This is a genomic window from Niallia circulans, from assembly GCF_007273535.1.
GTDB classification, from domain to species: Bacteria; Bacillota; Bacilli; order Bacillales; family Cytobacillaceae; genus Niallia; species Niallia circulans_B.
In genome coordinates, this window is sequence record NZ_RIBP01000004.1 from 3,416,348 (window position 1) to 3,428,606 (window position 12,259).

Genomic DNA, 12,259 nt, shown 5'->3' on the forward strand with positions numbered 1-12,259 from the left:
CATGCATTTGTTTAGGTTATGCCCGTTAGGTAACATTCCTGTTTCCCATATGTAATTAAGCGATTACAAGATAATGCTACCAGTTTATTAGAGCGCTTTCATCAAACTATTCTCCTATTTTCTCCAATTTACAATAAGCTTGTATGGGTCAAGCTCCTCCTTTTCATCGGGAACGTACATCTCTCGATCATGATAGGGCAGCTGAAGATTTTCCCATTCTTTATGTGTTTCTGGTTCACCAGGCAGGCATTTTACATAAAGATCATAGCCCTCCCAGTCACTAGTCGATACACAAGCCCTGCCTTCCCCATAATTAAGTGCCATATCAATGGCATTTTTCAGCTTGACCAAAGCCTCCCTGTTGCCGACAATCAAGCTATCATCATGCCAGTACCGCTGCCCATATAGATGCAATAATGGACTAACTATCGTTCCCTCGTTGTATTCTGCCAAGACCATTTCAAACTTAGGAATAAGCGCTTCATGAGCAAGGTCTGTTGCCATTACATCCAAATCAGGACTGCTTAATCCAAAGATTTCTTCCATGTCCTGCAAAAACGGCGTGGCCTCAACAAAAAGAACAACTGCATCTTTAAAGAAGTAGGTACGAATAATAGTATCCTCTTTTTTGTAGGTAGCAAAGGTTAAATTCGGCGAAAGCTCGATCAAATCAACTCGCTTTATCTTTTGCTTTTTTCTTTTTTCCAAATTGCTTGTCAATGCTGTACTTGTATCTATTCCGACAAATAATGTATTTCCACCCATTGTATTTCCGTCCTTTTTTTATGGCTTAATTTGTTGATAATTTTTGAACAAATCTTCCCACCTCTCCATTGGAAATTCAATTACTTTCCCATCCAGTAAAGAGGACAGCACTTCTAAGGATGCATGCCAGCCAGCTATATCTTTAGGCGTATGATCTGTCCAGTTAGGGAAAATTTCGCATAAAACAAGGCTGCTGCCCGCCTTACTTGGAGCTACCTCGAATCGAACACTTCCCTCTCCCCATTCGTATTCAAGGAGAACACCTTCCTTAAAATCCAAGATTTTCATTTCTATGGAAGTATTTGTTCCATCTCTCATATAAAAGCGGATGTTTCCCCCTATACGAAGATCTTCTGCTTCAAGATTATGAAACCATGCTGTTAATTTTTCATTGTCTGTCAATGCAGACCATACTTGCTCCGCGTTATAACGAAAGTTCCGTTTAAATATTGCTGTATATCCTTCCTCCACTTTTTTTATATCTGCAAGCATCTTGTCTTCCTCCTTTCATACTAATGAACAATGCTTCTTTTATTATAAACCGACAAATCTATTTTGAAAGAATATCCATGGAAACAATTAGTATATTTACTCCTTTTTTACACATAATAATCTCGTGCAGATAGGCGCAATCGGACAAGAAAGAGAGAGTACTTCCCTGATGATGAAGGAAAATATATCGTTAAATCAACTGCTTGCTTTAATCATTGGCTTTAATTTGGGAAGTTCTGTCGTACTTGGAATTGGTCTTTTAGGCAAACAGGCAGCATGGATAGTAGTCCTTTCGTCTTCCTTTCTTGGCTTAATCATTGTCTTAGCTTACTATTATATGTCTACATTTTCTCCAGATAAGAATTTATACGAGATAATGGAAACCTGTATTGGCAGACCACTCGCAGTTATTGGCAGTATTATTTATGTCCTATACTTTTTTTATATGGCATGCCGTGTCATCAGAGATTTTATTGAGCTAACCTCGACTGTCATTTTACCAATCACGCCCATAGAGGTGCTAACATTATCGCTAGTATTAATCATTGGCTATATATTATATCTAGGCTTAGAAGTACTTGGGAGAACAACGGAAATATTCACACCTTATTCGATTTTGTTTATCATCCTATTAGCCGTTTTTCTTTATGCAAGTAAAAACTTCTCGTTAGATAAAGTCACGCCAATATTCCCAGATGGTGTTAAACCGTTAATAAAAATTATTTTCCCGTACGAACTTGTCCGTCCATACGGACAAATTATCGCTTTCACTTGTATATTTCCATTAGTAGGAAACTTTAAAAAAGGCAATAAAGTGTTAATTTTTGCTATTGCTTTATCATCCTTTTTTTTGACAATCGCAACATTGTTTGTCAGCCTTTCACTTGGCAGCAATATCGCATCAAGGGCGATATTCCCCTTATTGAGCGCGACTCGGTTAATTTCAATTGGAGAGTTTATTGAACGGATTGATGCCTTTACTGTTTTCATAATTATGCTTGGTATCCTTGTAAAAAGCTCTGTCTTTATTTTTGCAGGGTTAAAGGGACTAGAATATATATGCCATATCCCATACAGGTACTTCATCATGCCTGTTGTGTGTATTATTTCTTTGTTCACTGTGTTTATTGGCAGAGGGATAACAGACCATATTCAAGAAGGGTTTAAAGTAGTGCCATTCCTTTTAAACCTGCCCTTGCAATTTATTGTGCCAGTCATGCTGTTGGTCATATTATTATATAAAAAGGCAACAGGCAAAATAAAAAACTGACAAAACAAAAACAGTGTCTTCCAAAAGAGAAGACACTGTTTTTTTCACATTATATTATAGTTCTGCACCATTTGTTGCAATGACATTTTTATACCAGTCAAAGGATTTTTTCTTTTTCCTTTCTAATGTACCATTGCCATAATCATCTTGGTCCACATAGATAAATCCATAACGCTTAGACATCTCTGACGTTCCTGCACTGATAAGGTCGATACAGCCCCAGCTTGTGTAGCCCATAACATCGACACCGTCTTTGATTGCTTCGCCCATTTGTTCGATGTGTGCACTCAAGTAATCAATGCGATAGTCATCTTGAATAGAACCATCTTCTTCGACTTTATCATAAGCGCCTAATCCGTTTTCAACGATGAACAAAGGAACTTGGTAACGATCGTACATTTTCTTCAATGTAATACGCAAGCCCTTCGGATCGATTTGCCAGCCCCAATCAGATGCTTCTAAATAAGGGTTTGGAATTCCGCTGAAGAAGTTGCCTTTTTCTTTCATCTTATCTGGTGAACCACTTGACACCATTGTCATGTAATAGCTGAACGACAGGAAGTCAACTGGGTGCTGAAGCAAAATTTCTTCGTCTCCTGGCAGCATGTCAATTTTGATGTCATTTTCCTCGAAATAACGGTTCATATAGCTAGGGTAATAGCCGCGAACTTGAACATCTGTGAAGAACAGGTTCTTCTGATCTTCCTCTAATGCCGCAAGCACATCATCTGGACTGCAAGTTTCCGCATATGTTTCCATCCGAGCAAGCATACAGCCAATCAAAGCATCAGGGATGATTTCGTGACATGCTTTAACCGCTCTTGCACTTGCGACAAACTGATGATGAAGTGCTTGGTAAACAGCCTGTTCGCGATTTTCAACGCGGTCAACAAGAATCCCGCTGCCGATATAAGGTGAAATCGTGGAAACGTTAATTTCATTAAATGTCAGCCAATACTTCACTTTGTCTTTATAACGGTTGAAGACAGTTTCAGCGTAATGTACAAAATATTCAACTAAGCGACGGTCTGTCCACCCGTTATACTTTTGCACTAAATTCAGCGGCAGTTCGTAATGAGACAATGTTACAAGCGGCTCAATTCCATGCTTTTGCAGCTCATCAAACACTCTGTCATAAAATGCCAAGCCCTCTTCATTTGGTACTGTTTCATCACCATTCGGGAAAATACGCGGCCAGGAAATCGACATACGAAATGTCTTAAAGCCCATTTCAGCAAACAAAGCAATATCCTCTTTATAACGATGATAGAAATCAATTCCGCGGCGTTTCGGGAAATTGTCTCCGCCCTTGCCAGCAAGCAATTCCTCTAGCTCTGCTTCACTTCTAACATCCATTTCAATTTCGTGACCTCTTTCTTCCTTCGGTACGAACGCTACCATATCAAAAATGGATAATCCTTTTCCGCCTTCATTATAAGCACCCTCTAGCTGATTGGCAGCAGTTGCGCCGCCCCATAAAAACCCTTCAGGAAAATGACTCTTTTTCATATCAATGCCTCCTATTATGTTTATAAATCTATCATACTAGCATTTTTTAAATAAAACTGGTCTGATTAAGACTAGCTTTACAATTAGACATTTACGAAGTGATTCGCTTTATGAAGAAAAGCCATTTTGGAGACATAGTATAAGGTATTTATTCCTACTAGATTGCTGTCAAGTGCTTAAACTGGTCTGGTTGAGACCAGTTAATAGCGATAAAACAGCACATCAAACAGCCTCAATAGTGTATAGCTGCTGACACTTGAGTTTTCTATTTTGCCACATTGAATAATTTCGTCGAAAACGGCTAATTTGCCAAGCTCACCAGAGAAAGTAATCAGCAGTTTTTGACCTTTTGCTGCTTTAAATTTTTCAATAAACGGGAAATACGAAGATAAAATATTACCTTGGATTGATATCGTGATGATTAAATCATCCTCATCCAGTTCTGTTAATGCATCCATCTGCTTAAAAAAGTTAGTGTCACATTCACTTAATTTCCCTAATAGAAGCAGCTTTTTCTGTAGCTCCATTGCTTGTACTTGGTATTTCTCAAATCCTAAAATAATGATTCTGTTTGACTTTTTTATACGCTGAACAATTCGATCTATTTGTTCAGTTGGTATTTGGTCAATAATAGCCAAATTTTCATTTAATTGCATAAACAGCTCATTTGTATGTAATGGTGTATTATTTGCTTCATGAATGGAAGCACCAACTGGAATGTTGACACTGTTGCGCATACTTGAAAAATTGCGAAAACCGATTCTTTTACAAAAACGGTTAATCGTTGATGGCGCCACATGGCAAGCATCTGCGGCACTTTCGAGTGAAAAGCTTTCCAATTCATGAATATGTTCTAAAAGACCTTTTGCGACATGATAATTAATATCTTTGTTCAAGGAATTATTAATATATGCCAACAGCGTATAAATCAGCTGCTCCATTTTTACCACCTCGAATGCAATTCTACCATAATTTCCGCTGTTGCTGAAACTGTAAGTATTTTTGGAGAGTGTTTGGTAACTGCTTATGAGAGCACCGCAATTTTCTCCTTAAAAAAGGAAATGAATAAACTTACTTCCTCTGTTTTTACCTTTGACAATAAATATGTTGACGAAGCTGGTGGCAAAACTTTATCAGGTTTCACTTCCATCAGCTTTTTCGCGTTTAATTCATCCATAACAGTAGTATACGGAAGATAGGATACGCCAAGTCCTTGTTCAATAAAGCGCTTTGTGATTTCCATCTGATTAACCTTCATTGTCCTAATAAACGGATAGCTTCCTTTAACAGTTCTCTGTAAATCCTCCCAGTACTCTGGATGATTATGTGTAATGAGTCTGAATGTCGTTAATACATGCTGTTCACTTAACTTTAAAGATTCATGATATGGTGCGACGAGTATCACTCTGTCCTGATGAAGCGCTTCAACCTGAACAGTGGATTGTATAGGCTTTAGTCTGGATATCCCAATATCTGCCCTCGACATACTTATTTCTTCACCAATTTCATAAGAGCTGACAATATGCACAAGCACCTCGATATCTGGATATTCATCCATAAATTCTCGCAAAATCTTCGGCAGGATGCTGGATGCAATTTGTGGTGCTGCTGCAATGACAAGCTTCCTGACATATCCTTGCTTCCATGATTCAAATCCTTCTAAGCCTTGCTCGTATTGATTGAAAACTTTCTTTGCCACTGGAAGAAAATGATGCCCTGCTTGTGTGAGTACGATTTTTTTGCCTACTCTATCGAACAACTCTATATGCACGGTTTCTTCTAATCTCTTAATATGCTTCGTAATCGCAGGCTGTGTCAAAAAAAGCTCCTCTGAAGCAATTCGGAAATTTTCGTGCTCTGCCGCCACTATAAATGTTTTCAGCCACTTAATATCCATAGTACCTCATTTCTAATAACTAACTGTTATTAATTTTTTCGTTTTTTGTTAATTTTCAGTTTTAATCCTTTTTATTATAATCTAATTACAGGAAATTACATATTACATAAGGAGGATTTACAATGGAGACGGTTAAACAAGATACATGGAATGCAAGCTTATATGATGGAAAACATTCATTCGTATCAAATTATGGAGGAGATCTTATCAGCCTTCTATCCCCTCGTCCAGAAGAAAAGATTTTAGACCTTGGCTGCGGAACCGGTGATCTTGCAAGCAGATTGGCAGGATACGATTGTGAAGTGATTGGTATTGATAATTCACCAAATATGATTGCACAAGCGCAAAAAAAATACCCGCATATTCCGTTCTTTGTAGAGGATGCCACTTCTTTACCCTTTGACTCTCGATTTACTGCGGTCTTTTCTAATGCAGCACTTCATTGGATAAAATCGCCAAAACAAGCTTTAACTAGCATTTATAACAGTTTGCAGCAAGGAGGACGGTTTGTCGCTGAGTTTGGCGGAAAAGGAAATGTGCAAATAATTACAGATACCATTATAGAGGAATATGCAACTCAAGGAATCAGCTTTAATTGGGAAAACTTTCCCTGGTACTTTCCAAGCATCGCAGAGTATACCCAACTTATGGAGGAAGCAGGATTCCGTGTCGTCTTTGCTCAGCATTTTGACAGACCCACTCCATTAGATGGGGAAAATGGATTAAGCAATTGGATAGAAATGTTTGGGGATTCCTTCTTTAAAGGACTTTCAGAAAACAAAAAAGCCATGATTACTCAAAAAGTTTCTAAGAAATTACATCCACAAGTATATAAGGATGGAGCATGGCAAATTGATTATAAACGAATTCGTGTAATTGGCATAAAGGAATAAGCAAAAGCAGAATGCTAGTATGATAGCATTCTGTTTTTTTGTTTACAGGCCGTTTTCAAGCAGTTTATCAAGCCTGCGGAATTGAGATTCTGTTCCTTGAACAAAGCCCATTTCCACTATTTGCTGGATTGCTTCCTCTGAAGCAAAAGCACTTATAAATTGCAATATTGTTTGCTGTCCGTCTGCCTTGAAAGCAGCGGTTATGTGTATTTCTGGCATTCCTGCTTGAGCATTGCCTAATTCATCTGCAAAGGAATCTGTATAGACGATTTCTTCTGGTACTGTTATTTTCTTGTAAACAGCAAAGCCCCATGATTCCTGGCCAAAAAACTCCCCTTGATTTTCATCTGTACAGCGCATGCAATAATGCCAAACACCGCCTGGCTTAAATTCAAAACGAGCATTTGTTGTTTGCCAGCCTTCTGGTCCCCACCATGCTTCTAATAGATGAGCGTCAGAAAACGCCTTAAAAACCGTTTCTTGAGCAGCCTCAAACCTTCTTTCAACAACAAGATTATTGCCTTCTGTGTAATATACTAACTTATCAAACATCTGTTTTTCAGACATGTCACACCTCCAAATAGACTTTGTATGTTTTTAGCTAGATGTCGTTATCCGTAATTCTAAACTTAAAAGAATATCTACTGCTACATTCTAGCAATTCCCGCAGAAATCCTTCTTCATTCACACGATAAATATAGTGCACCATAATAAAAAAGCAATCGTGCACTTGCAGCCTTAATATCACTTTCATTACGCTGACTCCTTTAAGAATCATTTAGCTGCCTCTTAACATCATTTGCAAAAAAGCACTGATTATGTAGACAACAAAAAGACAATTCCTTGCTCTAGACTGCTGAATGAATAATAAAAATAAGCTTTTCTGCCGTATAGTCCCTTAATACTTCCGACCTTTTCTTATCCTTTTCTTTTTTTCTTACCAAAAGGCTGACAGCTGCATTTATTCCTTTTTTCTTTCGACTGAACTTGCTCGTATTCAGTTTTCTTTAAAGAAAAGCAGCCTACAAACAAGCTTATGTCTTAAAAATATGCGTTTGCACTGATTAATTCGCGGATACAGCTTGGTCGTGTTTTTATATACTGTACTATACGCAAGGGGGTGAGGGAGTTGGCAGGAAAATTTAATATAAAAGATCAATTTGATTTTAAGTTTAATGTAAATGGGAAAGAGGTTTCAAATGAAGAAAGAGCAGCCTATGTAGATCAGTTTATGAGCAAGATGACAGAAGAAATGGGCGGCATAGCAAAAAAGCTTACTAGCAAAGTCTCCGATACTGTTGCGACCAAAAGTGTGGATGCGATAAAAGAAAAAGCCGTAAATACACTTAATATCAATTCACTAAAGGATTTGCTGAACGAGGATAACCTCGGTAAGCTGAAAGAAAAGCTACCTGTCATTGATGCTTCTAATGAGGATGGAAATCTAAAAGTAAATGTAAATGGCAAATCACTTTTCTCATTAGACCTTTCCAATTTTATAAAGAAATAAACGCAAGAAATTTTGCTTGAAAGGAGGTGAAATCATATGTTGTCTGGATGCACATCTGATTCTCACAAAAGAAGCCGTTCTGGCTCTGGTAACGGTACAGAACTTCGTGCATTTACTAACGCTACTCAAGGGAACGGTAACCTAGCTAACCAATTTTCTGCTGCTGGTGCTGCTGGAGGAGCTGCTGTAGGTGTAAACTTGTTGAACTTCTTTATTGGTGGAATTCTTGTAAATGCAAACAGTGCTGGTGATGCTACTGCTGTTTCTTTCAACGAGAATAACCCTGAACAAGTGAACGAAGCTTAATTTAAAACATTACGAAAATAATACTATGGGCAGCATTTCTACAATTGATTCGTCAATTATGGGAATGACTGCCCATCTTAACTTATATATATTACATAAACGAGAGGAGTGGGACCATGACAGAAAAGAATATCGGTTTAACAAAGGAAAAGCTGAAGGAATTAGGTGTGCCTGATGAGCTTGTTGACAAAATACTTGAATCAGGCGCTCCATCTGTCAATACACATGCTGAAGGTGGCAATGGCGGCAGTGCAGTGAGTTTAACATATGTAGACAACTATTCTAGTCTTATGCTCGTATATACCTTCCTTCTTCATACAATTCAGAGCAGTAACAATCGAGACAGAGAAACAAAGCAGCTTAATAAATCCCTGCTAACAACCTTAGAGACTGCCATGAAGGATCAGCAGGAATACAGAAGAGCCTTTCTTCAAGCAATTAACGTTCTTAATAACAAGTAATATTATAATAAAAAAGCCAACATCCTTGATGTTGGCCTTTTTGTATATCAATGAAGCTTATTCTGCTTCTTATCTGGTGTTTTTTCTTCATTAAACGCATCAACTACATTGTTTGCAATTGTTTTGGTGACCATTTGCAGCATGTCATTGACGATTTTTTGCGACTCTTTGAAATCGGACACGATTGGTATCGCATCAATTTCTGCTTGAAGTGCATCAATCTTTGCTTCCGTTTCCTTCAGCGCGGAGATTTTCCCATAATGCTGCAGATTTACTGCTTGCTTCTGCAGCTTTTTAATCTGAGCAATACGGTCATTCACCTTGCTGTTTTGGTTGATTTGTTTTTCCGCTCTTATATAGAAATCAACCTCTTCTGTCTGTTGAATCATTTGGGCAAGCTCTTCTGTCCGCTTTAATATTTCTTCTTTTGTATATTTAACCATTAATTTACCTCAACTGCTTCGATGACCTCAATCATTTCACCATTTAATGACCAAGTTTTTGCATCTGTAATTTTAACTTTAACAAGCTTACCGATTGCGGATTTTGGTCCAACAAAATTGACTAGCTTGTTTTTGCGCGTATAACCTGCAAGTACATGGGAGTGCTTTTTGCTTTCGCCTTCAACAAGCACTTCTACAACTTGGTCTTTATAGCTAGTCATTGATTCAGCAGATTTTGCATTCACCAATGCATTTAAACGCTGTAAACGTTCCTTTTTGACTTCTAACGGTACATTGTCCTTCATTTTCGCTGCAGGTGTTCCTTCACGCGGTGAGTAAATGAACGTATAGGCTGCTTCAAAACCAACCTCTTCATATAAAGAAAGTGTTTCTTGGAACTGCTCTTCGGTTTCATTCGGATAACCAACAATTATATCTGTTGTCAAAGTCAAGTTCGGTATTGCTGCTTTCATTTTGCGGACTAGCTCTAAGTATTGCTCTCTTGTATATTTCCTTGCCATAATTTTCAGTACATCAGTCGATCCAGATTGGACCGGTAAATGAATATGCTCGACCATATTTCCGCCTTGAGCCAATACTTCAATCAGGTGGTCATCAAAATCGCGAGGATGGCTTGTCGTAAAGCGAACTCGTGGTATATCAATTTTGCTGATTTCATTCATTAAGTCACCTAAACGATAGTTAATGTCAGTAAAATCTTTTCCGTACGCATTAACATTTTGGCCAAGCAGGGTGATTTCCTTATAACCTTGTGCAGCTAACTGCCGAACCTCCTGGATGATATCCTCTGGGCGTCTGCTTCTTTCCTTGCCTCGTGTAAATGGCACGATACAGTACGTACAGAATTTGTCACATCCATACATAATATTAACCCATGCTTTGATTTTTCCGTTTCGCACTTTCGGAAGGTTTTCAATGACATCCCCTTCCTTCGACCAAACTTCCAATACCATTTCCTTCGACATATATGCTTCATGAAGGATGTTTGGCAAGCGGTGGATATTATGAGTTCCGAAAATAATGTCAACTTGCGTATATGTTTTTAATATTTTGTTAACAACAGATTCTTCTTGGGACATGCACCCGCATACACCAAGCAGAAGATCCGGTCTTTCTGTTTTTAAAGACTTCAGATGACCTAACTCACCGAATACTTTATTCTCTGCGTTTTCACGAATCGCACAAGTATTCAATAGAATAACATTCGCATCATCTACCGTATTTGTCGGCTCATAGCCTAAGCTCATGAATATTCCTGCCATTACTTCTGTATCATGCTCGTTCATCTGGCAACCAAATGTGCGGATATAAAACTTACGTCCCTCTCCCATACCGCGGAATTCTTCAGGAATCGCAAAGTCATTTTCATAACGAATTTCTTCTTTCCCTCTTCGCTTCGCATCCCTTAAGGATGGTGGTGTATAGACTGTTTCAAAATATTTGCTGTAATCCTTTGCCGATTTTTTGTCCGTTGAATTAACAGCTGCTACTTTTTGAGTTTCTAAACGCTGGTTTTCGTTCATTTAACATACTCCTCTCTTATCGATGAAAAACGCTATCATCCATAAGCTTTTGTTAAAAAATTTCCAAATTACGTATTCATATGCTAGTTTTGACAAGTTTACATTATATTAGTATAAGCCTTTCAAGCTATGAACACAACCGGAAGGTACTAAGAGTATGTCACAAACCGAAACCTACGCTTATTTACGTGGATAACGTTTTTTCATATTTTGAAACAGAAATTTTTCTGCTTGACTGCTAGTGTAATATTTTAGCAGCTCATTAATCAGATTCTCATAGCCATAAATAGAATCTAATCCGAAAACAAATGAATCTATTCCATCAAAATCTGAACCGAAGCCAATATGATCCTCACCGCCTAATGAACATACATAGTCCACATGTCTTATAACATCCGTAATTGTCACTGAGCCCTTTCCGCTTAAAAACTGCGGCACAAATGTAATACCTATCACACTATCCAGTTCAATCAACGCCTTTAGTTGGTCATCACGCAGGTTTCGTGGATGTGGACAAAGTGTAAATACATTGGAATGAGACGCATATGGATAAGCAGCTGTTTCTATTGAATCCCAAAAGCCTCTTTCAGAAAGATGGGATACATCGCACCAAATATGCTGTCTATTAAGCTCCTTCACTACTTCCTTTCCAAAGACAGTCAGTCCAGCTCCTCTCGGCTCCATTGCTCCATCTGCAACAGCATTAGCATTGTTCCAGGTAAGGCCTACAGATGTTACCCCAAGGCGCAGCAGGTTTTTGAGCTTAACAATATCCTGCCCAATTGCCTCACAGCCTTCTAATGTTAACAAAACACCAATTTCCTCCTTGCCAAGTGACTCTATGTCCTGTTGACTTTGGATTAACTTTAAATGTGGATAAGGTTTTAAAATATGCTCATAAAATATTTCCACCATTCTAATTGCTGCATCAAAGCGCATATCAGGATGGACAGACTCCGGAATATAAATGGCAAAACATTGAATTTTTGCTCCACTGCTCCGAAGACCGTTGTACGTGACCTGTAGCTTCTGACTATCTTGAAAGCGAATTTTACCGTCTAGAAACATTTTATATAACACATCACAATGTCCGTCAAAAAAATGCAGTGCCCTCATCTCCCCATTTTCACATGTACTTTATTATATACTCCCATTATCATTACATGCTT

General features: G+C 38.2%; 14 protein-coding genes. 5 read left to right on the forward strand and 9 right to left on the reverse strand.

Annotated features, from left to right (window positions below; all coding sequences use genetic code 11):
- Positions 1–114: 114 nt before the first annotated feature.
- Complete coding sequence (locus tag CEQ21_RS25020; protein ID WP_185766883.1) at positions 115–765, reverse strand: hypothetical protein; 651 nt, start codon at positions 763–765, stop codon at positions 115–117.
- A gap of 18 nt (positions 766–783) precedes the next feature.
- Positions 784–1,257 carry an SRPBCC family protein gene (locus CEQ21_RS25025; RefSeq protein WP_185766884.1) on the reverse strand — a complete coding sequence of 158 codons (474 nt, stop codon included), beginning with the start codon at positions 1,255–1,257 and terminating at the stop codon, positions 784–786.
- Between the two features lie 169 nt (positions 1,258–1,426).
- Between CEQ21_RS25025 and CEQ21_RS25030 the strand changes: the two genes are divergently transcribed.
- Complete coding sequence (locus tag CEQ21_RS25030; protein WP_185766885.1) at positions 1,427–2,527, forward strand: GerAB/ArcD/ProY family transporter; 1,101 nt, start codon at positions 1,427–1,429, stop codon at positions 2,525–2,527.
- A 54-nt stretch (positions 2,528–2,581) separates the two neighbouring features.
- On the opposite strand, the gene CEQ21_RS25035 is transcribed toward CEQ21_RS25030, so the two are convergent.
- The 3 genes from CEQ21_RS25035 to CEQ21_RS25045 form a co-directional block, all read right to left on the reverse strand.
- Positions 2,582–4,036: a glycoside hydrolase family 1 protein gene (locus tag CEQ21_RS25035; RefSeq protein ID WP_185766886.1), complete on the reverse strand. Its 1,455-nt coding sequence runs from the start codon at positions 4,034–4,036 to the stop codon at positions 2,582–2,584.
- 200 nt (positions 4,037–4,236) lie between these two features.
- Positions 4,237–4,977: a MurR/RpiR family transcriptional regulator gene (locus CEQ21_RS25040; protein ID WP_185766887.1), complete on the reverse strand. Its 741-nt coding sequence runs from the start codon at positions 4,975–4,977 to the stop codon at positions 4,237–4,239.
- An 83-nt stretch (positions 4,978–5,060) separates the two neighbouring features.
- Positions 5,061–5,933, reverse strand: coding sequence for a LysR family transcriptional regulator (locus tag CEQ21_RS25045; RefSeq protein WP_185766888.1), 873 nt, complete (start codon positions 5,931–5,933; stop codon positions 5,061–5,063).
- Between the two features lie 122 nt (positions 5,934–6,055).
- Between CEQ21_RS25045 and CEQ21_RS25050 the strand changes: the two genes are divergently transcribed.
- A complete protein-coding gene (locus tag CEQ21_RS25050) occupies positions 6,056–6,826 on the forward strand; it encodes a class I SAM-dependent methyltransferase (RefSeq protein ID WP_185766889.1) in 771 nt (256 codons plus the stop codon).
- A gap of 42 nt (positions 6,827–6,868) precedes the next feature.
- Here the strand turns inward: CEQ21_RS25050 and CEQ21_RS25055 are convergent, their stop codons facing one another.
- The gene (locus CEQ21_RS25055; protein ID WP_185766890.1) at positions 6,869–7,393 is read right to left on the reverse strand and encodes an SRPBCC family protein; all 525 of its coding nucleotides are present in this window, start codon (positions 7,391–7,393) and stop codon (positions 6,869–6,871) included.
- A 562-nt stretch (positions 7,394–7,955) separates the two neighbouring features.
- Between CEQ21_RS25055 and CEQ21_RS25060 the strand changes: the two genes are divergently transcribed.
- The 3 genes from CEQ21_RS25060 to CEQ21_RS25070 all read left to right on the forward strand — a co-directional run bounded on the left by CEQ21_RS25060 (position 7,956) and on the right by CEQ21_RS25070 (position 9,103).
- Entirely contained in the window at positions 7,956–8,336 is a 381-nt protein-coding gene (locus CEQ21_RS25060; RefSeq protein ID WP_185766891.1) for a hypothetical protein, read from the forward strand.
- Between the two features lie 36 nt (positions 8,337–8,372).
- Positions 8,373–8,642 (forward strand): hypothetical protein, encoded by a 270-nt coding sequence (locus tag CEQ21_RS25065; protein WP_185766892.1) that lies wholly within the window; start codon positions 8,373–8,375, stop codon positions 8,640–8,642.
- Positions 8,643–8,758: 116 nt separating this feature from the next.
- A complete protein-coding gene (locus CEQ21_RS25070) occupies positions 8,759–9,103 on the forward strand; it encodes a hypothetical protein (RefSeq protein ID WP_185766893.1) in 345 nt (114 codons plus the stop codon).
- Positions 9,104–9,150: 47 nt separating this feature from the next.
- Here the strand turns inward: CEQ21_RS25070 and CEQ21_RS25075 are convergent, their stop codons facing one another.
- From CEQ21_RS25075 to CEQ21_RS25085, 3 genes are all read right to left on the reverse strand, one after another.
- Positions 9,151–9,546 (reverse strand): YlbF/YmcA family competence regulator, encoded by a 396-nt coding sequence (locus tag CEQ21_RS25075; protein WP_185766894.1) that lies wholly within the window; start codon positions 9,544–9,546, stop codon positions 9,151–9,153.
- Positions 9,546–11,090, reverse strand: coding sequence for a tRNA (N6-isopentenyl adenosine(37)-C2)-methylthiotransferase MiaB (gene miaB, locus CEQ21_RS25080; protein WP_185766895.1), 1,545 nt, complete (start codon positions 11,088–11,090; stop codon positions 9,546–9,548). The genes CEQ21_RS25075 and miaB overlap by 1 nt, the downstream gene beginning before the upstream one ends.
- 180 nt (positions 11,091–11,270) lie before the next feature.
- A complete protein-coding gene (locus CEQ21_RS25085; protein ID WP_185767418.1) occupies positions 11,271–12,197 on the reverse strand; it encodes a dipeptidase in 927 nt (308 codons plus the stop codon).
- Between the last annotated feature and the right edge of the window lie 62 nt (positions 12,198–12,259).